Source organism: Pseudomonas sp. (genome assembly GCF_040514055.1).
Taxonomy (GTDB): domain Bacteria; phylum Pseudomonadota; class Gammaproteobacteria; order Pseudomonadales; family Pseudomonadaceae; genus Aquipseudomonas.
The window spans coordinates 92,876-115,674 of sequence record NZ_JBEVDL010000076.1 but is presented as its reverse complement, the minus strand read 5'-3'; the positions used below and the strand labels follow the sequence as shown (position 1 = coordinate 115,674).

General features: G+C 63.5%; 25 protein-coding genes. 23 read left to right on the top strand and 2 right to left on the bottom strand.

Going from position 1 to position 22,799, the window contains the following annotated elements:
* The first annotated feature begins 1,076 nt into the window (after positions 1-1,076).
* The 3 genes from ABWY06_RS20125 to ABWY06_RS20115 all read left to right on the top strand — a co-directional run bounded on the left by ABWY06_RS20125 (position 1,077) and on the right by ABWY06_RS20115 (position 3,395).
* Positions 1,077-2,294, top strand: coding sequence for a hypothetical protein (locus tag ABWY06_RS20125; protein ID WP_353927353.1), 1,218 nt, complete (start codon positions 1,077-1,079; stop codon positions 2,292-2,294).
* A gap of 42 nt (positions 2,295-2,336) precedes the next feature.
* Positions 2,337-2,591 (top strand): hypothetical protein, encoded by a 255-nt coding sequence (locus ABWY06_RS20120; RefSeq protein WP_353927352.1) that lies wholly within the window; start codon positions 2,337-2,339, stop codon positions 2,589-2,591.
* A gap of 87 nt (positions 2,592-2,678) precedes the next feature.
* A complete protein-coding gene (locus tag ABWY06_RS20115) occupies positions 2,679-3,395 on the top strand; it encodes a hypothetical protein (protein ID WP_353927351.1) in 717 nt (238 codons plus the stop codon).
* Positions 3,396-3,473: 78 nt separating this feature from the next.
* Here ABWY06_RS20115 and ABWY06_RS20110 read toward each other — a convergent pair whose 3' ends face one another.
* Positions 3,474-4,493 carry a phage portal protein gene (locus ABWY06_RS20110; protein ID WP_353927350.1) on the bottom strand — a complete coding sequence of 340 codons (1,020 nt, stop codon included), beginning with the start codon at positions 4,491-4,493 and terminating at the stop codon, positions 3,474-3,476.
* The gene (locus ABWY06_RS20105; RefSeq protein ID WP_353927349.1) at positions 4,493-6,247 is read right to left on the bottom strand and encodes a terminase ATPase subunit family protein; all 1,755 of its coding nucleotides are present in this window, start codon (positions 6,245-6,247) and stop codon (positions 4,493-4,495) included. Before ABWY06_RS20105 ends, ABWY06_RS20110 begins: the two co-directional genes overlap by 1 nt.
* A 154-nt stretch (positions 6,248-6,401) precedes the next feature.
* Here ABWY06_RS20105 and ABWY06_RS20100 point away from each other — a divergent pair, with 154 nt between their 5' ends.
* The 20 genes from ABWY06_RS20100 to ABWY06_RS20005 all read left to right on the top strand — a co-directional run bounded on the left by ABWY06_RS20100 (position 6,402) and on the right by ABWY06_RS20005 (position 22,799).
* Positions 6,402-7,277 (top strand): GPO family capsid scaffolding protein, encoded by an 876-nt coding sequence (locus tag ABWY06_RS20100; protein ID WP_353927348.1) that lies wholly within the window; start codon positions 6,402-6,404, stop codon positions 7,275-7,277.
* A gap of 29 nt (positions 7,278-7,306) precedes the next feature.
* Positions 7,307-8,317, top strand: coding sequence for a phage major capsid protein, P2 family (locus tag ABWY06_RS20095; RefSeq protein WP_353927347.1), 1,011 nt, complete (start codon positions 7,307-7,309; stop codon positions 8,315-8,317).
* Positions 8,318-8,388: 71 nt separating this feature from the next.
* A complete protein-coding gene (locus ABWY06_RS20090) occupies positions 8,389-9,105 on the top strand; it encodes a phage terminase small subunit (protein ID WP_353927346.1) in 717 nt (238 codons plus the stop codon).
* 106 nt (positions 9,106-9,211) lie between these two features.
* A complete protein-coding gene (locus tag ABWY06_RS20085; RefSeq protein ID WP_353927345.1) occupies positions 9,212-9,682 on the top strand; it encodes a head completion/stabilization protein in 471 nt (156 codons plus the stop codon).
* On the top strand, positions 9,682-9,891 hold the full coding sequence (locus ABWY06_RS20080; RefSeq protein ID WP_353927344.1) for a tail protein X: 210 nt from the start codon (positions 9,682-9,684) through the stop codon (positions 9,889-9,891). Before ABWY06_RS20085 ends, ABWY06_RS20080 begins: the two co-directional genes overlap by 1 nt.
* A 41-nt stretch (positions 9,892-9,932) precedes the next feature.
* Positions 9,933-10,247 (top strand): phage holin, lambda family, encoded by a 315-nt coding sequence (locus ABWY06_RS20075; protein ID WP_353927343.1) that lies wholly within the window; start codon positions 9,933-9,935, stop codon positions 10,245-10,247.
* Positions 10,244-11,041, top strand: coding sequence for an N-acetylmuramidase domain-containing protein (locus ABWY06_RS20070; protein WP_353927342.1), 798 nt, complete (start codon positions 10,244-10,246; stop codon positions 11,039-11,041). Before ABWY06_RS20075 ends, ABWY06_RS20070 begins: the two co-directional genes overlap by 4 nt.
* Positions 11,042-11,323: 282 nt before the next feature.
* Positions 11,324-11,614 (top strand): Rz1-like lysis system protein LysC, encoded by a 291-nt coding sequence (gene lysC / locus ABWY06_RS20065; protein WP_353927341.1) that lies wholly within the window; start codon positions 11,324-11,326, stop codon positions 11,612-11,614.
* A complete protein-coding gene (locus ABWY06_RS20060) occupies positions 11,580-12,080 on the top strand; it encodes a phage tail protein (protein ID WP_353927340.1) in 501 nt (166 codons plus the stop codon). The genes lysC and ABWY06_RS20060 overlap by 35 nt, the downstream gene beginning before the upstream one ends.
* A complete protein-coding gene (locus ABWY06_RS20055) occupies positions 12,077-12,733 on the top strand; it encodes a phage virion morphogenesis protein (protein ID WP_353927339.1) in 657 nt (218 codons plus the stop codon). The genes ABWY06_RS20060 and ABWY06_RS20055 overlap by 4 nt, the downstream gene beginning before the upstream one ends.
* A gap of 79 nt (positions 12,734-12,812) precedes the next feature.
* The gene (locus ABWY06_RS20050; protein WP_353927338.1) at positions 12,813-13,346 is read left to right on the top strand and encodes a phage baseplate assembly protein V; all 534 of its coding nucleotides are present in this window, start codon (positions 12,813-12,815) and stop codon (positions 13,344-13,346) included.
* Between the two features lie 5 nt (positions 13,347-13,351).
* Entirely contained in the window at positions 13,352-13,702 is a 351-nt protein-coding gene (locus tag ABWY06_RS20045) for a GPW/gp25 family protein (RefSeq protein WP_353927366.1), read from the top strand.
* Complete coding sequence (locus ABWY06_RS20040) at positions 13,699-14,547, top strand: baseplate J/gp47 family protein (RefSeq protein ID WP_353927337.1); 849 nt, start codon at positions 13,699-13,701, stop codon at positions 14,545-14,547. Before ABWY06_RS20045 ends, ABWY06_RS20040 begins: the two co-directional genes overlap by 4 nt.
* Entirely contained in the window at positions 14,544-15,449 is a 906-nt protein-coding gene (locus ABWY06_RS20035) for a phage tail protein (protein ID WP_353927336.1), read from the top strand. Before ABWY06_RS20040 ends, ABWY06_RS20035 begins: the two co-directional genes overlap by 4 nt.
* A gap of 3 nt (positions 15,450-15,452) precedes the next feature.
* Complete coding sequence (locus tag ABWY06_RS20030) at positions 15,453-15,941, top strand: BW3TFN family phage tail fiber component (protein WP_353927335.1); 489 nt, start codon at positions 15,453-15,455, stop codon at positions 15,939-15,941.
* 18 nt (positions 15,942-15,959) lie between these two features.
* Positions 15,960-19,244 carry a DUF4815 domain-containing protein gene (locus tag ABWY06_RS20025; protein WP_353927334.1) on the top strand — a complete coding sequence of 1,095 codons (3,285 nt, stop codon included), beginning with the start codon at positions 15,960-15,962 and terminating at the stop codon, positions 19,242-19,244.
* 4 nt (positions 19,245-19,248) lie between these two features.
* Entirely contained in the window at positions 19,249-20,532 is a 1,284-nt protein-coding gene (locus ABWY06_RS20020) for a hypothetical protein (protein ID WP_353927333.1), read from the top strand.
* Complete coding sequence (locus ABWY06_RS20015) at positions 20,529-21,008, top strand: hypothetical protein (RefSeq protein ID WP_353927332.1); 480 nt, start codon at positions 20,529-20,531, stop codon at positions 21,006-21,008. The genes ABWY06_RS20020 and ABWY06_RS20015 overlap by 4 nt, the downstream gene beginning before the upstream one ends.
* A 3-nt stretch (positions 21,009-21,011) precedes the next feature.
* Positions 21,012-21,509: a hypothetical protein gene (locus ABWY06_RS20010; RefSeq protein ID WP_353927331.1), complete on the top strand. Its 498-nt coding sequence runs from the start codon at positions 21,012-21,014 to the stop codon at positions 21,507-21,509.
* A gap of 120 nt (positions 21,510-21,629) precedes the next feature.
* Complete coding sequence (locus ABWY06_RS20005) at positions 21,630-22,799, top strand: phage tail sheath protein (protein ID WP_353927330.1); 1,170 nt, start codon at positions 21,630-21,632, stop codon at positions 22,797-22,799.

Here is a 22,799-nt window from a genome sequence, read left to right as displayed (position 1 = left end):
GAGTTTTATCCTTTTGTATCAATGACTTAGGTAAATTCTAAAAAGGTAATATTTAGGTAATTTCAAGGTAACTCTATTACCTTTGAAGGGGGTCATTCCCACCCCAACACAACATCAATAAAATCAACGATTTACAGAAATATTACCTTTGACATTACCTCATATTACCTTCCGAGGTAATACGTCAACACCTAGTGCCACGCGGGCTGCAGCGCTATTCACGACCCGTGTTACCAATATTACCTTTTCCCCAGGGCTGCCCCGAAAACGGTGCCTAACCTCTTCCGCCAGCTCGCCGCCTGCTACCCGTCCGCTCCCCACAAAAAACCCTCTTACCTGCATCAAAATGCGTGTTTTTTCCGCACCCGTTTTCCCTAGCTGCAGCCAGCAGTGGCGCGGCGTTGAGGGGGTCGCGACAAGGCGTTAAAAGCACTCGATTTAGCGGGCAGGCGTGGAGGGGGGATGACTGCGCGCGCTCGGGGCTCGCTGAGGCCTCTGGCGGGCCCAAGATTCGACGCGAAAAAAAACCGCCTTGTAGGGCGGCTCGGTTGCCATCGCGGCTCAAAACGGACCTGAGGGGGACTGCAATGCTTTAGAAGGGGCCTACGTCTCACCGCAAGTGCCGAGGTTTGGCTGTTCGTTGCGCACATCTGCATCAGGGCTCATGTCAGCTAGGACGCACTGGAATGTCGCTTCAAGGATATTCTTTTGGCGGGTACGGTTCATGGTGCTCCCTTAGGCGTGACGATCAGCGGGATAGGCAACACGTCCGGTACCCATACCTGGCGCCGAACCTCAAGACAACAGTATGGAATTGCTCTAGGACTATCAGGTGCCATGCATCTGCTACAGTTGATCGACGATGCCGAGCATGATCGACTGGAGGCCTTGGCTACGGCCGCCCGCGACAGCGCGATTCCACATTAATCTAACCAGTTTTCTCAGTAGACTCTCATAGCGGGCACGCCTGGTCGTAGGGTCGGCTAAAAGAGTTCGTGTTGAAAGTGATGATGGCGGCCTTGAAGGGATGCTACCTTGGCGAAAGCTCATTTAAACCAGATGGGTAGGGGTCGGGTATGAGGCAAGGTTTCTTTCTGGGCGCAGGTGCATCATATGAATTGGGTATGCCGTTGGTCGTTGAGCTAACTCATACGCTGAAATCTTCTTTGGGCCCATCTACGCTAAGGCAAATTAGAGCCCTTAATAGTTTTCCTCCAGGGTGGTCTGCTATCGCGATAGAAGAATGGATTAATTTACTTGAACAACCAAACCTACATTACGAGGCCGTCATAGGCGCTTTGGAAGTACAAGGCCAACGAAAAAACGAACACTCTGATACTTACAACAATATAAGAGCAGACATTGTAAGCAGCGTATCTTACTTATTAGCGGAGCAGCACCGACAGTCATATACGCGAATAGTAATTGGAATGAAGTACGTCACTGGCTTTGCAGAGTATCTTAAGAATAACGCCCCACTTAACATATTCACCCTAAATCACGATCTAATCATCGAGGAAATTTGCTCGAGTCTTTCGAGCCCGCTAAAAGCTGGTTTCTTTGAAAATGACGAATATGTTAAAAGCGCTCTCATTGGTGCCTCCCTACCTTTCAATTTCGACACCGTTACAGCTTCGCAAATCGAAATTGAGCAATTGGATTTTTTTAAGCCCGGGCAGCCCGGTGTAAACCTCTGGAAGCTGCATGGCTCGCTAGATACATTTTTATTCAATAACTGCAATGATTTCGTGCGGTTTCGGCCGAAAAACTTAAATGTCGGCGATCACCTATTGATGCTCAGTGACTTAGAAGATACAAGTAGGCGGACTCAGAGTGAGTACGGCACGATAGCTTCACAAATGCTAACTATAAGCGACTCTAAAAAAATATTGCAATTTTTCGATCGAAGCTTGATAACCGGTGCATTTAAATTCAGAAATAAACCTAATCACCGGAAAGCGCTAAATGTATTATTCAATAACTTCAAAACCAAAATATACGAAATTGATGAATTAATATGTATTGGCTACGGCTTCGGAGACCTTCACGTAAATGAAGCATTAGAAAGATGGCTATGCGAATCAAGGACCAAGAAACTGACTATCGTCGATCCATTTATAAAACAGACTCCATCATTTTTGCTTCACCTGACAAATCAGGTCGAGCTTATCAATAAGACGTTCCTTGAGTTCATAACACCACCTCAGAATATAACAGAAGAACTTAATTTGTTCATGTTTCAACAGCAGCGCGAATTTGATCGTATACAACGATCTCGAATGAAAATTGGATAAGTTCAATCGACACACAACCCCACATGATGTGATGGAGGAACTATGGCTTATCTTCCTGGTTTGGAAGGGTTAAACCGAGCGCTTCTAGGCGAAATAGATGACTCTCTAGATATGCACATAATTAGATGTGCCGACAAAAACTGGCGCATATCGCCACAACATGTCGCAGATTCATTTCAAATCACAAAAACCTCAGCAAAAAAAATGCTGCAGTCTGCCGTTGGACGCGGCATCGTTACTTCTCTACCAAACGGCTGGTATGAACTTACGGCCATTTCTATCCGCTCTAATTCATGATGCTAATTGAAAATTTAATTTATTACAAACCCCCAATACTCACAGCCGCGAGGCCGTGCCTCACATTGAACATTAATGGTAAATAAAATGAAACCATGGATTGGCGCACAAATTGTTCTATTATTGATGTGGAGTCAACATGCCGCTGCAGACGATGCATGCCCTAAAACTGCTTATTCCAGCAACTATCAAAAAAACCTACCAATTGTTGACGCTGACGGACTTATAAAAAGCATCACCCCTCTATTAGCCGGGGGACAAATTAGCTGTCAGGTAGGGATAAACCACAAAAACCCAAGTACCAACGAACGACTTCGCATAGAGACTGGTTCATACGAAGGAATAAAGTATAGTTTCTATCATAGTGACGGCAGCGGAACGATCCAAGGTGACAAAAATAGTACTTTAGACACCATTAAAGACCTGCACTTAACGAATTGGAGTATCAAATGCGTGAAAGATGGCATGGACGATACGCACTGGTGCTCACTTAGAAAACATAATATCTCCATAGGTATCTGGAAAAACGGGTCGCACTTTATCAGCGTAGGCAACGATCATTTCCCTTCATCTGACATCACCCTTCGAATAGACAAAAATCAGCCAGTAACGGCTGTTGCCGAAAGTGGCTTTACTGAAAAGCAAGCAGACCTACTGATTTCACAAATGAAAGTCGGCGAAAGTGCTCTCTCCCGGTATCAGGAATGGCCTTATCGGGCAAATAAAGATAAGAAAGTGGAACTTTATGGCTTTTCAGAAGCATGGAAAATCCTTAACGTAATTTACAGTACCGCTCAGCAATAACTTAGGCACAGCTCAATATCCTGCACCCCATTTAGAAATAGATAAAAATATCTGTCTGAATGGGGTGTCAGAGCCGCCTTAAATCAGACCTGATCCTTCCTGAACCGTGATGCTGTACGGCTTAAACCGCACCACCTCCTCTCCCGCCCATTCATTCAACTCGAGGAACCGCGCCTGCAGCGGCTCGAGTTCGTTGCGGGCGAACACCTCGGCCACCGGGCCCGGTGGCGCGGCGGTACCGGAATTGCCCGGTGGCGGCATGCCCATGAGCTGCCACGGCACCCGATGGGCCGCCATCTGGTCGTCACGGGTCACGTTCTTGATGTTCATGAACTCGTCCTTCGCCGCCACCTCGCTGACCGGTATCAGTTGCATACCGTCCTTTTTGCCGTTGGGCGCATAGACGAACAGGTTGCGGAAGTTGCCCGGGCCCTTGCTGTCCTTGAGCGCCTTGCGCAGGGCGTCCACGTCCCCTTCCTGCTGGGCGGCGTCGGTCATGTACAGGATGAAGCCGGCATGGCTGCCGTTCGAGTAGTAGCGCCGGCGGAACAGGGTCGCGGCTTCATTGAGCAGCGTGGAATGCAGGCTGCTCAAGTACTCCGGTAACCCGTAAATTTCCTGGTTCAGGTCCGGTTCGAGCAGGTGCCAAACGCTGCCGCTGCGAAAGGCGTGTTCGTCCTTGTAGCCCCGGGTGAACCAGTACTGGTCCAGGTCGTAAGCGTCCCGGCGCACGAACTTGGCCAGCGCCGGTTCGTAGCTCAGCGGCTTGCCCGATCGCGCGGTGCGCTGCTCCAGGTAGCAGTTGCCGAAGGTCAGGAATTCCAGGGCGATGCGCGACACCGCCGCCCGGGACAGCAGCGCGCTGGGCTCCATGGTGCTCAACAGAATGTTGCGCTTGGCGTAGATCGCCGAGCTGTGGTGTGTAGCCGCCCGGAACACCTGGGCCAGGCCATTCAGGTCAATCGGTGGTTCGTACCACTTGCCGTTGCGCCAGCACTCGATGTAGTCCAGCAGGCCCCGCTGGCCCAGCACGGGCTCGGGGTCGCCGAAGGTGAAGGCGTGGGCCGCTGACCGGCTCGTTTCGGGGGTATCAGTCATCAGCAAATCTCCATAAAACCGCTGTTCATCGCGGTCGTGCCTTCAAGGGGTTCGTTGTGCAGCGCATGCATGACCGCCCAGGCCAGGTCAGCGTGGCCGGTCTCTTCCGAGCGGCCCGCCTCATAGGTCACCTGGCGGCCGCTGGGGGTAAGCGTCTTGCGGATGGCCATGAAACTCGCGGCCATATCGGTCCAACCGGCGTCGAACTCGAGCCGGCCCTTGCTGATCACGTCCAGGGCCTTCATGACCAGCAGGCCCTTGACCTCGGGGGAGTAGCGGAAGGTGGTCACGGCCGGGAAGAACACCTTCACCAGCTGGTACACGGCGGCGCCCAGCCCCGTCACGTCGATGCCGATATAGGTCACGTTGTATTTTTTGCAGATTTCCTGAATCGCCCGGGCCTGGGCCTCGAAATCGAGTCCCCGGAACTGGTGCTTTTCGAGGATCCGAAATTTACCGCCGGGCACCAGGGGCGGCGCGATCACCGCCAGGCCCGCGCTGTCGCCGCCGTCAGCGGGGTCATAGCCCACCCACACTGGCCGATGCCCGAAGGGCCGGTTGGCGTGTGGCTTTAGGTCGCTCCAGGCTTCCCAGCTGTCGACCATGCCGCGCTGCAGCATCGCAAGCGGGAACAGGCTCTGGCCGTCGTCCATAAATTGGCACATCAGCAGGTTGTCGAACTGGTCCGGCGAGTACTCGAAACGCAGTTCGTCGATATCGAACAGGTCGCAGCCGCCCGCCTGGGCATCCATGATCGTGACGATCTGCCGCCAGACCTTGTCCGCCCCCACAGCGCCGTTCTTGAGCGCGGCGTGGGCCACATCGATGATCAGCTGTTCATTCTTGGGCCGGCGCTTGTTCAGCCGGGCGCCGGTCCAGAACGGATAGGCCTCGTGGGTGATGCTGCTGGGGGTGCTGAAATAGGTTTTGCGCCATTGCTTGTGCATCGCCATGCCGCTGGCGACCTTGTTCAGCTCCTCGAATTTGTGGGTCCAGAAGAACTCGTCGAAATAGAAATTGCCGTGGTAGCCCTGGGCGGTGCGCGCGTTGGTGCCCAGGAAGTACAGGTGGGCCCCGTTGGGCAGAATGATCGGATCACCGGTCAATTCGATGCCCGCGGCCTCTCGAGCGAACTGGCGGATGTACTCCTTAAACATATGCGCTTGGGCTTTCGAGGCGCTCAAGAAAATCTGATTGCGCCCGGTCTCCAGGGCATCGGCTAGAGCTTCCCGGGCGAAGTACCAGGTGGCGCCGATCTGCCGGCTTTTCAGGATCACCCGGGTGCGCTTGTCGCCGTTGCGGTACCAGGCCTTTTGATAATCGAACAGCGAATCCTGGAACGCCTCGAGCAGGCGCGCCTGGTCTTCCTCGCTGAACTCGTTTTTGCGCGGCGCCGCCTTGGGCCCGGCGTTGCGGTTGGCCAGCTTGGGGTTCAGGTCGCCGGCGTGTCCGCCCGGCTCCTCATAGCGGCGCACCCGGGCCAGGCGTTCGATCTGCCGGCCCAACAGGTCGATTTCCTTGAAATCGGATCCGCTCTTGGTGTCCTTGACGATCAGCTGCACCAGGCGCGCTTCCAGCGTGCTTTCCACCCGCTCGATCGGCTTGGCTTCGTCCCACTTTTCCCGCTGTTTCCAGGCGTCGACGGTGGCGCGGGCTAGGCCCAATTCGCGGGCGATGGACGACACCCGCCAACCTTGGAAGTACAGGCTACGGGCGGTTTTGCGTGGGTCGATTTCGGGGGCTGGGGTAAACATGGCGCAAGCCTACCCGCGCGCGCTCGAGCCCCGGCACGCCGGGTTTTGTATGGGCACGCCTTACAAGTTCTGTCCGTTGCCGCCACTCGCGCAGGTGCGGACCATCCCCAGCATCGAAAGCACGCCCGTGCTCAGAACTGACCGAGGGATACCCATGGCCGGCAAGACAACCAAAAAATTCCGTTCCAAATGGCTGCGCGTCGCGGTCGAAGGCGCCACCTCCGACAAGCGCGTGATCAAGCGCAGCTGGCTCGAGCAGGCGGCGAAGAACTTCAACCCGAACACCTACGGCGCCCGCATCTGGCTCGAGCATTTCCGCAGCCTGCTGCCGGACGGCCCGTTCAAGGCCTACGGCGACGTGCTGGCCGCCAAGGCCGAAGAAGTCACCGTCGACGGCAAGAAAAAGCTCGCCCTGTTCGTGCAAATCGAGCCCAGCGACGACCTGGTCGCGCTGAACAAGGCCAAGCAAAAAATCTATACGTCGGTCGAGCTGGACGAGAGTTTCGCCGACAGCGGCGAGGCCTACCTAGTGGGCCTGGCCGTCACCGACTCGCCGGCCAGCCTGGGCACCGACATGCTCGCCTTTTGCGCCGAGAAGCCCGACAGCAGCCCATTCAAGGACCGCCACTACTCGGCGACTTCGATGTTTTCCGAAGCGGTCGAAGCCGAATTGGAATTTGAAGAGGTCGACGACACCCCCAGCCAGTTCGCCGCCCTGTTCGGCAAGGTCAGCGAGCTGTTGACCCGCAACAAGGCCAAAACCACCACCGACGACGCGCGTTTCGCGGACATGGGCCAGGCGGTGGAAGTGCTGGCCGAGCACGCCAGCGAGCAGTCCACGGCCTTTAGCCAGCTGCAGGCCACCACGGCGGCCCAGGCCGGCGCCATCACCGTGCTGACCGCCCAGGTCGCGGCATTCAATGCCGAGCAGGCGCGCTTCGCCGAGTTGCTCAACAAAACCCCGGACGGTCAGCCCAAGCGCCCCGCCGCCACCGGTCAAGAAGGCGGCGCCGCCGTCACCGACTGCTAATCGCGCCCTGCCACGCCACGGAGAGACCCATGCGTAACGATACACGTGCCCTGTACAACGCCTATTGCCAGGCCCTGGCCACCCTGAACGGGGTGGACAGCGTCGGCAACAAATTCAACGTCACCCCCACGGTGCAACAGACCCTGGAAACCCGCATCCAGGAGTCCAGCGAGTTCCTGACCCGCATCAGCATGATCGGCCGCACCGAACAGGAAGGCGACAAACTCGGCCTGGGCATCGGCGGCACCATCGCCGGTACCACCGATACCAATGCAGCCCCGCGCCAAACCCAGGACCTGCACTCGTTCGACGAAATCGGTTACCGCTGCACCCAGACCAACTTCGACACCCACATTCGCTACGCCATCCTCGACGCCTGGGCCAAATTCCCGGACTTCCAGACCCGGCTGCGCGACGCGATCATCAAGCGCCAGGCGCTCGACCGCATCCTGATCGGCTTCAACGGTACCAGCCGGGCCGCGACGTCGAACCGTGGCACGAGCCCCATGCTGCAGGACGTGAACATCGGCTGGCTGCAGAAGTACCGCAACCACGCCCCAGCGCGGGTCATGAAAGAGGTGGTCGCGGCCAGCGGCAAGGTCACCCATGGCGTCGGCGGCGACTACGAGAACCTCGACGCCCTGGTCTACGACGCGGTCAATAACATGATCGATCCCTGGCACCAGGAGGACACCGAACTGGTGGTGATCTGCGGCCGTGGCCTGTTGCACGACAAGTATTTCCCGATCGTCAACAAGACCCAGGCGCCCACCGAAACCCTGGCCGCCGACATCATCCTGTCGCACAAGCAACTGGGCGGCCTGCCGGCCATGCGCGTCCCGGGCTTCCCCCAGAACGCGCTTATGGTCACCCGCCTGGATAACCTGGCCCTGTACTGGCAGGAAGGCGCGCGCCGGCGCAACGTCATCGAAAACTCGGCCCGCGACCGGATCGAGAATTACGAATCGAGCAACGAAGCCTATGTGATCGAGGACTTCGGTTGCGGCTGCGTCGTGGAAAACATCCAGGCCAAGGTTTAACGCCCGCGCCACCTGGTGGCAGAGGCGGCATGTCCGCCTCTGCCCTGGCCCACCTTCATTCAGGTAATCCCATGACCAGTCCCGCACAACGCCACTTCGCCCGGGTCACCGCGTCCCTGGCCGCCGCCCTGGCGGTGGATCACGGCAGCATGACGATGGAAGGCGCCACCGCCTACGAACTCATGCTGGCCAAACAAGCCGATGACCGGCGCCGGTTGAAAACCCTGCAGTCGATCGCCCGCAAGATCGAGCTCAAGCGCGAGCTGCTGCCCGACTACGACGCCTACGTCGAAGGCGTGCTGGCCGGCGGCCGTGGCGCCCAGGACGACGTCCTGGTCACCGTGATGACCTGGCGAATCGACACCGGCGACTACCCCGGCGCCCTGCTGATCGCCTCCTACGTCCTGCAGCACAAGTTGACCTTGCCCGACCGCTTCGAGCGGACCATGGGCACCTACATCGCCGAGGAAATCGCCGAACAGGCGCTGCGCGCTCTGACCGCGAAAGAGCCGTTCGACATTGACGTTCTAGGCCAAACCGGGACGCTCACCGCCGCCGAGGACATGCCCGACGAAGTGCGCGCCAAGCTGCATAAAGCCATCGGCTTGCTGCTGATCGGCGATATCGACCTGAAAGTCGAGCTGGCCGCCACCAATCAACTGCGCCTGGAAATGGCCCTGCCCCACCTGCAGCAGGCGTTGCAATTGCACGAGCGTTGCGGCGTCAAGCGCGATATCGAGAACGTCGAACGCTCCCTGAAAAAGCACGTTGCCCCGGCAACTCCCTGAGCCAACCCCGGCACCCCGGCGGCTCGGGGCCGATCACGCCACCTGGTGAACGTGTGACGCCCCGACCACCGCCGACCCGGCCCACCATCACCCCCAGGGCACCCCCATGACAGGTCTTGTCGCCACCGGTACCGCAAGCGCTGCCCCCCTGATGGTCGTCAGCAATGACGGCTGGTTCCCCGATATTGACCTGGTGCAGCTGCGGGCCGCCGAGCGCCTCGGCAACACCATCACCGATGCCCGCCTGAAACCGGCGGTGATCGCCGCGATCATCAGCGTCAACACGGACCTGGCGCTGTGGCAAAGCCTCGAGGTTGGCAAGGGTGCCGCCACCCTGGCCGATGTACCGGCGCCCCTGGTCGACGGCCAGAGCGCCAAGGTGGCGCTGTACCTGCGTGCCGTCTACAGCCTGGCCCATGCGGACCTCATCGAACGCTACAGCGACTACGACACCACCGGTTCCGGCGAGAAAAGCGCCGACGAGCTGAGCCCGCAGATTGCCGACCAGCACCGTAACGCCCGCTGGGCCATCCGCGACCTGCTGGGCCAGCGGCGCACCACGGTGGAGTTGATCTGATGCAAGTGCGCGCCCAGCAGGGCGACACCCTGGACCTGATCTGCTGGCGGTACTTCGGCCGCACGCTGGGCCTGGTCGAGCAGGTGCTGGCGTCCAACCCCCAGCTGGCCGGCAAAGGGCCGGTATTGCCCCACGGCCAGCTGGTCATCCTGCCCGACCAAGTGCCCCCCGCCGCTGTGACCCAGCAGCAGGTGCAGTTATGGGACTGAACCCTACCCACCACCCCCGAGGGGGCAACGGAACCACGCGCATGCCTGATAAACCGGAAACCTGGGCCTGGCTAAGCGCCTGGCTGCAACTGAACCTCCCCGCGCTCTACGCCGGCGGGCTCGCCTTCGTGATTTCCATGTGGCGAATCATCTACACCGGCGGGAAATTTCGCCAAATCGTCATGGAGTCGCCGTTGTGTGGGTTCGTCGGCGTGGGCGTGACCTACGGCGCCGAATTCGTCGGCGCCTCGACCGGCGTGGGGGCCTTCTTCGGTTCCGTGGTCGGCCTGCTCGGCATCGAAACCATGCGGGCCGTGGCCCATCGCGCACTGGAAAAAAAGGTGGATCAGCTATGAATGCCCTTCGCCACGGCGACCGCGGTCAAGCCGTGCTCAACCTGCAAAAGGCCTTGAACGCCCACGGCGCCAGGCTGCTGGCCGATGGTCACTTCGGCGACCTCACCGAAACCGCCCTGCGCGCTTACCAAACCGGTACCGGCCTGGTCCCGGACGGCATCGCCGGTCGCAAGACCCTGGGCACCCTGGCCGGCCAGGACAACCGCCACCTGCTGGGCCTCAAGGACCTGCAGGCCGCCGCCACCCGCCTGGACCTGCCGCTGGCCACCGTGCTGGCGGTCAACGCCGTGGAAAGCCAGGGCGATGGCTTCCTGGACAACGGCAAGCCGGTGATCCTGTTCGAACGCCATGTGATGCACCGCCAGCTGGGCGACGCTCGAGCGGCCGAGCTGGCCAGCAAGTACCCCAACCTGGTCAACCGCCAGCCCGGGGGTTATGCCGGCGGCAGTGCCGAGCACAACCGCCTGGCCATGGCCCGTCAGCTCGACGACAGCGCCGCGATCGAGTCGGCCAGCTGGGGGCTGTTTCAGATTCTGGGCATGCACTGGCAGTTGCTGGGGTATGCCAGCCCCCAGGCCTTCGCCGAGCGCATTGCCGCCAGCGAAGCCGAGCAGCTGCACGCCTTCGTGCTGTACATCGAAGCGCACCCCGAGCTGCACAAGGCCCTCAAGGCCCGCAAGTGGGCGCAGTTCGCCCAGGGTTACAACGGCCCGGGCTACGCCCGCAACCTGTACGACGCCAAGCTGGCCGAGGCCTACGAGCGGTTCAGCACCAAGCCGAAGGCGGCGGCATGACCACGGTGCGCCAGGCCCTGTATGGGCTCGCCCTGCTGGCCGCCCTGGGCCTGTACATCTGGACCCAGCAGCTGCAGCTGGACGCTGCCAAGGCCGGCCAAGCGCTGGCCGAGGAACGCCAGGCCAGCGCCGAACGCGGCATTGCCGAACGTGACGCGACCCTATCGGTGATGGGCAGTCTGCTGTTCAACGACCGGACTGCCCGCCACCGTCTGCAGACCACCCAGAACCGCCTCACCGCCGCCCTGCGCCAGAGCGAACTGAAACGCGAGGAACTGACCCGTGAACTCGAAACGTACCGTCTATGGGCTGCTCAGCCTCTGCCTGGCGCTGCTGCTCGGCTGCGCGAGCGCCCCACCCTCACCGGCGCCGCCGCTTATCTTGAGTGGCTGTCCCGTCGTAACGCCCTGCCAGTTGCCCGCGACGGCGCCGGCGCTCAACGGCCACCTGGTCAGTGACCTCGAGGTCATCGAATCGGCGTGGGCCAGCTGCGCCGCTCAGGTCGACGAAATCCACGACTGCCAGCAGAGGCTGATGCATGAACAAGCCCCAGAGCCTACGCGCCGCCCTTGAGGCGGCAGTGCCCAGCCTGAAGCGCGACCCCGAGCGGCTGCTGGTGTTCGTCGACAAGGGCGCGATCGCCAGCACCTCGCGCGCCAGCCTGTCGTTCGAATACCGGTTTCAGCTGCAGCTGGTGCTGACCGATTTTTCCGAGCATATCGACCGGGTCATCGTGCCGGTGATGGCCTGGGCCCAGGCCAACGAGCCGGACACATTCGAGCGCTGGCGGTCCACCGGGGACGGCATCACCTTTGAAGCCGAGATTCTCGACGACAACCAGGTCGACCTGGCGATCACCCTGGCCATCACCGAGGCGGTCCTGGTCCGTAAGCAGCCCGACGGCAGCTACACGACCCAGCACCTGGGCGAGCCGCCCGCGCCGGACCCGCTGAGCGACGCCCCGGGCCTGTTTCGCGAGCTGTTCGGCCAGGACGGCGCCCGCCCTGAAGAGAACCTGACGCAAGGGCCCGCCGGTTGAGCGGCGACGGCTTCGACGCGCTGGAAGACTGGGCCGGCGCGCTGTTGAACAAAATGGAACCGGCGGCCCGGCGCACCCTGGCCCGGGATATCGCTCGGGACCTGCGCCGCAGCACCGCCCAGCGCATTGCCGGTCAACGCAACCCGGACGGCTCGCGCTTCGAGAAGCGCAAGCCACGCAAGGAGCCCAAGACCACCCCCGTGCGGTTTATCTACCAAACCCCGGGCGCCGAGCCGCGCGAAGTGCTGATGCGCAGTTGGGTTTTCAAGGGCGGCCTGATGACCGGTTTCGACCGCGAAGCCGATGGCATCCGCAGCTTTCGCAAAGACCGTATCGTGCGCCACCTGCCTGCCCCCAGCGGTAGCGGCGGCGGTACGGGCACACGCGGTATGGCCCGCAAGCAGGGCGCGATCCGCCGCCGCATGTTCGACCGCCTGCGCACCGCCAAGCACCTCAAGACCCGCAGCGACACCCACGGAGCCACCGTCGGCTTTTTCGGCCGGGTCGCGCGCCTGGCGCGCATCCACCAGTTCGGCGAGCGGGACAAGGTCGGCAAGATCGATTACCAGTACCCCAAGCGCGAGCTGCTGGGCTTCACCGACGCCGATCGCGAGTTGATCACGGCGCTGATCGTGCGGCACATCAACGGCTGACCGATTGCGATTGTGTAGCGCATGCGCATACACAAACCGCCAGCTGCGCGCCTCGCGTGAGGCCGTCAGCATCTACGCCATGAACCCAGCCGACCAAAACCGCCGCCTCGAAAGCCTGATCCGCCACGGCACCATCGCCGAGGTGAACCCAGGCGCTGCCCGCTGCCGGGTGAAATCCGGCGGCCTGCTCACCGATTGGCTGCTGTGGTTCACCCCGGCCGCCGGCGAGGACACCGAATGGCGCGTGCCCAGCATCGGCGAACAGGCCGTGGCCCTGTGCCCGTCCGGCGACCCGGGCGTGGGCTTCGTCCTGGTGGGCTTTTTCAGCGATCAATTCCCGGCGCCGGATGACAGCACCACCAACCGCGCCCGGCATTACCGCGACGGCGCCGTGGTCGCTTACGACTCGGCCACCTCGACCCTGACCGCCACCCTACCCGACGGCGGTAAGGCCGCGATCATCGCCCCCGGCGGTATCAGCGTGGTCGGCGACGTCACCATCACCGGCACGGTGACCGTCAGCGACGACGTGATCGCCGCCGGCATCAGCCTGGTCAACCACCGGCACCTGGGCGTCACGCCAGGCAACGGCACCACAGGGCAGCCCATATGACCGGCATGAACGTCACCACCGGCCGCGCGCTGCCGGACGAACTGGCCCATATCAAACAATCGGTAGCCGACATCCTGCTGACCCCGGTCGGCTCGCGCGTGATGCGCCGCGACTACGGGTCGTTTATCCCCGAACTGATCGACCAGCCCCTGAACGGCGAAACCGTGCTGCGCCTCTACGCCGCCACGGTTATGGCCCTGCTGCGCTGGGAACCACGGGTCAAGCTGAGCCGGGTGCACGCGGTGATCGATGCGTCGGCGCCGGGCAGCCTGGCCCTCGACCTGATCGGCGCCCGGGTCGGTAGCGCCGAACCGCTGACCTTTAGCGTGCCGTTGCGCGCGGGAAGTGGCGCATGACCGACACCACCGCCCCGCTGCCGCCACCGGCCGTTGTCGAGATCCTCGACTTTGAGCAGATCCTGGCCACCCGCAAAGCCGCCCTGCTCGCCCTGCTGCCGGCCGACCAGCGCCCCGCCATCGCCGAGGTGCTGGCCCTGGAGTCCGAGCCGCTGACCAAGTTGCTCGAGGAAAGCGCCTATCGCGAGATGTACCTGCGCGCCCGGATCAACGACGCCGCCCGGGCCAACCTGATTATTTACGCCAATGGCGCGGACCTGGACCACATCGGTTACCTGTTCGGCCTGCCGCGCCTGGCGGGCGAGCTGGACCCCCGGTACCGCAGCCGCCTGTTGCTGCGTATCGCGGCCATGGCCGGCAACGGCACCCGCGAGCACTACCAGCTGATCGCCCTGGGCGTGTCCCTCGAGGTGGTCGGTTCGGCCGTGCTGCAGCCCGCCGCCAGCCGCGTCGACATTGCCCTGTGGCTCAAGCCCGGCGCCGACGCCGTGGCCCTGCTGGCCGCCGCCCGCGCCGCCTACGCCGCCCCCGGGGTCAAGATGCTGGGCGTGGAGCTGGGCGTGCGCCTGGCCGTGGCCAAGCCCATCACCCTGAGCGGCCGTATCTGGCGCGAAACCAGTGCCCCCACCGACCTGGCCCAGCAGGTCGCCGCGCAGTTCCCGGCGCAGCTGGCCGCCTATGCCCAGCTGGGGCGCAGCGTCTCGCGCAGCTGGATATTGAGCGCCCTGCACCGCCCCGGCGTGGCCCGTGTCGAGCTCGACCAGCTGACCGATATCGGCGTCGGCGCCGATCAATACGCCACCCTGGGCAGCATCACCCTAAGTGACGGGGGCACCAGCTGGTGACCGTCCAGCGGGCCTTGCTGCCCCCCAACGCCAGCCACCTCGAGCGCGCGGTGGCCGCGATCGCGCTGCCGGCCGAGCTGGAAGCCCTGGCCGACCTGCCCACCGGTGTCAGTTACGACCTGCCGCCCGGCTTCGCGCCGCTGATCGCCGCCCAGTTTTTCCTGGCGCAGTTCGCCCACCACTTCAACACCGCCGAGCAGCTGCTGGTGGCGGGCCTGCCATGGCTGCGCGAGCGCGGCACGGCGGCGGCAGTGATCCGGGCACTGGCCTGGATCGCCATCGACGCCCAGGTCGAAGAGGACGGCGCCCTGTTGCACCTGGACCCCGGCAGCCCACGGGCGCCGGCGCGCCTGGGCGATATCCGGCAACTGATCGAGGCCAGCATCCCGGCGCACGTGCGCTTCTACCGCCTGTTCCACGGCTACGACCTGCGCCACGCCCGCGCCGACCGCTCGCGCGGCGACGACAGCATCTGGGACAACGACTCGGGCATCGTCATCGACGGCCTGCGCGTCAGTTTCGGCGAGCGGGTTGCCGACGCCACCCTGGCGCCCGCGCGCGGCGTGCTGACCTGGTCGACCGCCGCCCATGCCGTGACCCTGCGCCGCGACAGCATGTACTGGGACGGCTGGACCCTGGACGGTGACTGGCAAATCGACCTGTTCGGCGGCGTCGGCCAAGCCGTGTTCGTGGAAATCGCCAGCCGCGACCTGGGCCAACCGCTGTTCGCCCCCGGCCAGTTCGTGATCGAAATTGTCGCCCGTGACGAAGCCCCACTGGTCCAGGCGACCACCGCCGAATCCTTCACCGAAGTCGAGACCCGCCAGCCGCGCCGCAAGTGGATCGGCCCGTGGGCCGGCAAATGGCGCCTAACCATCCCGTTCAAAGCATCCGAGGAATAAACCATGGCAACCCTGCAAGACGACGGCCGTGTCGGCGAGTGCGCCCTTTTCGTGGGCCTGCCTATCCATATCGCCTGGGGCACGGGCCTGCCGGCCTGGGACACCACGCCAGAGCCTGAGCCCACCAGCGCCAATACCCTGGTGGCCGAGGTCGGCCGGCGCACGGCCACCCAAGTGCAGTTCGTGGTGCCCGACGCCGCCGGCGCGATCGAGCTGCCCGGCGGCGCCAAGTACCGGGCTAGCGCGACCCCGACCAAGTGGGCGCACGTGCGAGTGGTGTTCGATTTCAACGATGCGGCCGGTACCACCATCCGCGAAGTGGGGGTGTTTTTCGGCACCGTCACCGCCGCCGGGCTGCCTGCCGGCCAGCGCTACTTCACCCCGGCCCAGATCACCAACCCCGGCCGCCTCAAGGTGCTGCACCGCCTGCAAAACAAAATCCCCCGGGAGGCTGGCGTGCGCCAAACCTTCGAATACGTCTTGCCGTTCTGATTTTTTCCGAGGCCCGCTATGAACGAAATCTATGATCGTTTCGACCCTGCCAAGGGCTACGACAGCCACCTGTTTCGCAGCGATCGCATTCTGCAGTCCGCGGAATTCAACGAAATCCAGTCGGCCCAGCGCCACCGCCTGCAGGCCATCACGGACGTACTGCTTAAGGACGGCGACATCATCCGCGACGCCGGACTGCTGGTGGACCCCCAGACCGGTGTGGCCAAGGCCGAAGCCGGCGCCCTGTACCTGAACGGGGCCGTGCGCGGCATCGCGCCGGCGCAGCTGCAGGTGGCGATTGTCGGTACCGTGACCATTGGCGCTTATCTCGTGACCTCGGTGGTCACCGAGCTGGAGGACCCGGCGTTGCTGAATCCCGCCGTGGGCGCCCGTGGCTACATGGAACCGGGCGCCGCGCGCATGCGCATGGTCGCCGTGTGGGGCGTGGCCGGTACCCGCGCCGACGAGTTCTACCCGGTTTATACCGTGGTCGACGGCATCGTGCGCCAGAAGATGGCGCCGCCGAACCTGGACGCGGTGACCCAGGCGATTTCGCGCTATGACCGCGACTCGTCGGGCGGCTCCTACGTGATCGAAGGTCTGTCAGTCGAGCTGCTCGACACCCCGACCGCCGGCGACAAGCAGACTTGGCTGATCGCCCAGGGTCGCGCCCGGGTCAACGGTCAGTCGGTCGACCTGTCGACCTCGCGCCGCATCACCTACGACGCCACCCCGGAAACCCGGCTGATTTCTTCGGAACCGCACCTGATCACCACCGTCGGGCGGCAGCGTATCAACGTCAACCGGCCGGCGATCGCCTTGATCGAGACGGTCCAACTCACCGAAGAAAAGACCGTCACCCTCACCCACGGCGCCTTCGTCGGGGTGCACGACGCCCTGCCCGATCCGGCGGTGATCGCCCTGGTCAGCGTCAAGCAAGGCGGCACCACCTACACCGTCAATACCGACTACAAGCTGGGCGCGGCGGCGGTGGACTGGTCGCCGGGTGGCGCGGAACCGGCCACCGGTTCCACCTACAGCGTGACCTATAAGCACATCAAGACCGCCGCCCCGATCGAGCCGGACGGCGCCGGCTTCAGCGTCGAAGGCGGCGTGGTCGGCACCCTGGTGCTGGTGACCTACCGGTCCAAGCTGCCCCGCATCGATCGCTTGTGCCTGGACGAAGGCGGCGCGCACGTGTGGATCGCCGGCGTCGCCGCGCTCGACAACCCCATCGCCCCCATGGTCCCGCCCTACCTGCTGCCGCTGGCCAGCGTGCGCCAGACCTGGCTGAAAACAACACGCAGCGTCAGCGTGGACGGCGCCCGCGTGGTGCCCATGCCGGAGCTGTTCCGCATGCAAGCGCGGATCGACGATATCTATCAGCGCGTGGCCGAACAGCGCCTGCTGTCCGACGCCAGCGTGCGCGACTCGGGCATCAAGCGCGGCATTTTCGTCGACCCCTTTATCGACGACAGCCTGCGCGACGCCGGTGTCGTGCAAAGCGGTTCGATCGTCAACGGCGAACTGGTGCTGCCGATCACCAATGAACAGCTGATGAGCGCCAGTGTTTCAACCGGCGGCCTGAAACAACGCTGCGCGCGGGTACCCGCCCTGGAAATCGCCCAGACCGCGCTCACCGGCAGCATGAAAATCAACGCCTACGGCTCGCAACTGCCCATGCCGGCCAAGGCGACCCTGAACCCGGCGCTGGACCGCTGGACCGACACCGAAACCAAATGGTCGTCGCCGATCACCCAACGCCTGGGCGTCCCCGCCAGCCCCTACTACTGGGCGAACGGCCGGACCATCACCACCACCGAGGTGGTCAGCACGGTGGCCAGCAAGCCGCTGGAGACCCTGCGCCAGATCGATATCGGCTTTTCCCTGCAGGGCTTCGGCCCCGGTGAACGCCTGGTCAAGCTGACGTTCGACGGCATCGGCGTGACCCCGCAACCCTTCCTGATCGCCAACGCCAGTGGCGTACTGACCGGCGCGTTTCGCATACCGGCCGGCGTGCGCACGGGCCGTAAAACCGTGATGTTCACCGGCGAGAGCGCCACCTGGGCGGAGGCGGTGTTTACCGGTGAAGGCACGCTGGAAAGCACCACCAGCCAGAAGATCACCACCCACCAGGCCGATTGGGATATTTCGTTTACCGACCCGCGCGCCGCCGCGCAGCAGACCGAAACCGGCTACCCGCCTGGCCTGTCGCCGGCGGATTTCCCGTCAATCGAGGCCTGGCTGGTCAACGTGCGCAAGTACGAATTGCGCAACCCGGGCACCTGCGTGCTCGACCCGCTGGCGCAGACGTTCCGCGTCACCCGCCTGTGCCAGCCCGAATCGGTCGAGCTGAAAATGGTCAAGCGCGGCGGCAGCCGCCCGTTGACCGTGCAAATTCGCGAGACCAGCAACGGCGTGCCGACCTCGGCGGTGCTGGCCGAGTCCTACCACAACGTGCTGCCGGCCTCGAGCTACTTGATCAACGCCGTGTTCGACAACCCGCCGGTGCTGTTCCCCGGCATCGAGTACGCCCTGGTCGTGCTGACCGACGACATGGACCACGAACTGGCCATCGCCGAGCTGGGCAAGTACGACACCAGCACGGCCAGTTGGGTCTCGACCCAGCCCTACCAGATCGGCGTGCTGCTCAGTTCCGCCAACGCCCAGACCTGGACGCCGCACCAGGACCGCGACCTGTGGTTCCGTTTCAACATCGCGCACTACACCGAGACCGCCCGCACCATCAGCCTGGGGCACTTCACCGCGGCGAACATCACCGACTGCCGGTTTATGGGCAGCGGCCGTTCGGTCGCCCAGGGCGCGACGGTGGAATACCAGCTGACCTTGCCCGACGCCACGGTGGTGGCCGTCGCGGACGGCCAGTACCTGCAGTTCGCGGCACCGGTAACCGGCAATATCGCGGTGCAGGCCACCGTGCGCGCCACGGAATTTCTGTCGGGCGAACTGGACCACGGCACCTTTCTCGCCGGCGGCACCCTGGCCACGGTCGGCGACTACGTCAGCCGCGCCGTCACCGCCGGCACCAACGTACGCCTGCGCGTGGTGTTCGACGCCACCTTGCCGGCGGGTAGCAGCGTGGTGGCCGAGTACCAGAAGGACGGCGGCGCCTGGCTGGCCTGCGCCAACCCCACCGCCGTGGTCACCGATGGCAACGCCCTCGAGCTGAGCAGCATCAACACCGGGATCACCGCCCAGAACGTGCGCGTGCGGCTGACCCTGCACGGCACCCCGGCGGCCCGGCCGCGCGTGCGCAACCTGCGCCTTGTGTGCACGGAGTGACCCCATGATCGATGACCGCACCGCCCACAAAGCCCTGCCGCTGGTTCACCCCGACAACGACCTGAGCGAGGACGTGCTGCGCCTGCGCAGCGCCCAGGTGACCGTCGACGCCCTGATCAAGGCGCTGGAAGACCGTCTGGCGGCCCTGGGTACCGCCGCCAATGCCAACGTGGCCACCGCCAACAACGACGTCACCCTCGGCCGCCTGATGCCGGTGGGCTACGGCGGCTTGGGCGCCCTCGCCCCGCCTGCCTTGGCCAACGTCGACACGGTTAACACTCCGCACGGGCCCTATACGGTGGCCTCGCCGGGCGGCACCCTGCCGGCCGGGGTCAACCCCAATGGCGTCCTGGAAGTAGTGCGGTTCAGCGCCACGAATCTGTTTCAGGTGTTCACCCCTATCGGTCAGACGAACCAGGGCATCCTGGCCCGGCAGTGGGTTCGCACCTACCACGCGGTCAACGCCGCCTGGAACCTCTGGTTCGAGTACCTGACCAGCGCCACGGCCGGCACCGCCGCCTGGGCCAACCTGACCACCACCGCCCTCGACGGCGTGGCGGGCCGTGTGCTGAAAGTCGGCGACGGCGGGCTGCTGGGCAACGCCCCGACTTTCCTGGGCAATATCGACACTATTGGTTCCGTGCCGAAATGTTCGGTTTATTGCGACAGCGGTACCGGCACCACCGGCACGTTGCCCACCCCTTTCGGGCTGATGAATACCGTGGGCGTCGGCACAACGGTGAACCAGGACTGGTTCGAAATCACGTCAACGGGGAGCGCGACGAAACGCCGCTGGTATCGCTCGGTGTTCAACGGGTCGGTGGGGCCCTGGGTCGAGCTGTTCCACACCGGCAACTTCAATCCGGCCACCAAGGCCGACCTGGTCGCCTTCACCGCGTTTCAGGAAGTGGTCAACACGCAGCTGGCCAGCCGCACCCGCGCCATCATCGCCCTGCCCACCACCACCAAGGGCACCACGGACACGGTTAGCGTCAACGTCGGCGCGGCCGAGCTGTTCACCCTCGAGGTGACCATCAGCGGTACCGGTGGCACCACCACCATCAGTTTCGACAACATCCCCGAGACGGCCGGGCGGATCGTGTCCTGGCAGTTGGAAATCCGCAGCGGCGGTGCCAAAACCCTGGCGTGGCCGTCTACCGTTCGCTGGACGGGGGGCCTGCCGACCCTGCAGAGCAATGCCAATAGCCGCGAGGTCCTGAACTTCTACAAGCTGGCCGGCCGATCCGTGATCTACGGCATGGTCGTCGATGCGGGGGTGTTTACATGATCAGCCTGACCTTTTTTCGGCCTAAACCCCTGGGCTGGACGCGTTCCTTTAGTGCCACCCTGGGGGCCGCCAGCTGGACGCTACCCCATCCCGGCCGCTACCAAGTCACCACCCAGGGCGGCGGCGGTGGCGGCGGCGGTGGCTCGCCGGGTTATGAGGGCTGGGGCGGTTCTCCCGGCGGCGTGGTCCAGACCAATACCAGCCTGGTAGGTCCGGTCTCTATCAGCGTCGGCGCCGGCGGTGCCGGCGGCAACGGTATCGGCACGTCAGGGGTCGCGGGCACCGGCGCGCCAGGCCAAAGCAGCTATGTACCAGGCGCGCCCGCCGTCACGGCCACTGGCGGAGCCGGGGGCGCGGGCTCGGCCGGATCGACCGGTTACCCCTACGCCACCCCGAACGGCGGCACGGGCGGTACTTACGCCCAGCCCGGCGCGGCCGGTGGCTCGGGCTATGTCACTCTCAAATTGGTGGGATAACGCATGTATATCGATACCCAAACGCACGAATACCCGCTGTTCGAAAACGATATCCGCGAACGGGCCTCGCCCAGCACCTTGCCCAGCGTGCTCGAGCCCGCCGACGTGCTCGCGCTGGGCTATGCGCCGGTGCTGACGACTGAGCGCCCCACCGTGGAGCCCGGGCAGACCCTGCAGGAGGGCCCGCCCGTCCTGGCCGAGGGCCAATGGTCGCAAACCTGGGTCGTGGTGACTGGGCCGGCGCCGGCGCTCGACTGGCGCATCACGCCCTATGCCTTCTTGACCCGCTTCGCCGATGCCGAACGCCTGGCGGTGCGGTCCCAAGGCAAAAACGACATCGTGATCGAAGACTTCCTGGCGCTGGTGGGCCTGACGCGCTTCGTCGACCTGCAAGCCGTGGCCGTTGGGAACGCCCTGGATTACCTGGTGGGCAAGGGCCTGATCACCCTGCAGCGGCGCACGCAAATTCTCAGCACGCCCCCCGTCGCGGCCGAACGCTAAGCCCCTCGCGCATACCGGATTTTGTATGGACCCTTCCTACAAAGTCCGGCGCTACACCTGACACCGCGCGCGCGTCACCCTGCCCGCCAGCTATCCGCCAACGCGCAGGAGTTCCACCCCATGGCCGACTATCACCACGGCGCCCGCGTCATCGAAATCAACGAAGGCGTCCGCCCGATCCGCACCGTGTCCACCGCCGTTATCGGTTTTGTGGCCACCGCGGCCGACGCGGACATTGCCCTGTTTCCGCTCGACACCCCGGTATTGATCACCAACCCCCAGGCGGCGATCGGCAAAGCCGGTACCGACGGCACCCTGGCCAAGGTGCTGGACGCCATCGCCGACCAGACCAACGCCGTGTGCATCGTCGTGCGGGTGCAGAAAGGCGCTGACGAAGCCGCCACCACCACCGCCGTGATCGGCACCACCACCGCCGCCGGCAAGCTGACCGGCATGAAAGCCTTGCTCGCCGCCCAGGCCAAGCTCGGCGTCAAGCCGCGCATCATCGGCTGCCCGGGCCTGGATACCCAGGCGGTCGCGGTCGAACTGGCAGGCATCGCCCAGAAGCTGCGCGCCTTCGCCTACGTGTCGGCCTGGGGCTGCGCCACCAAGGAAGAGGCTAGCGCCTACCGCCAGAACTTCGGCCAGCGCGAGGTGATGGTTATCTGGCCGGACTTCCTCAGCTGGGACATTGTCGCCAGCGCCGCGCGCACCGAGTGGGCCACCGCCCGGGCCTTGGGCCTGCGCGCCAAGCTCGACCAGCAGGTGGGCTTCCACAAGACCCTGTCGAACATGCCGGTCAATGGTGTGACCGGGATCAGCAAGGACGTGTTCTGGGACCTGCAGGACCCCGCCACCGACGCCGGCTACCTGAACGCCGCCGAGGTCACCACCCTGGTCAACACGGGCGGGTATCGCTTCTGGGGCTCGCGCACCTGTTCCGATGATCCGCTGTTCGCGTTCGAGAACTACACCCGCACCGCTCAGGTGCTGGCCGACACCATCGCCGAAGCGCACCTGTGGGCCATCGACAAGCCCATGCACCCCAGCCTGGTGCGCGACATTATCGAGGGCATCAACGCCAAGTTTCGCGAGATGCGCGCCAACGGGCTGATCATCGACGCCCAGGCCTGGTACGACGAGACCGCCAACGATGCCGTGACGCTCAAGGCCGGCAAGCTCTACATCGACTACGACTACACCCCCGTGCCGCCGCTCGAGGACTTGAGCCTTCGCCAGCGCATCACCGACCGCTACCTGGTCGACTTCGCCAAACGTATCACGGCCTAA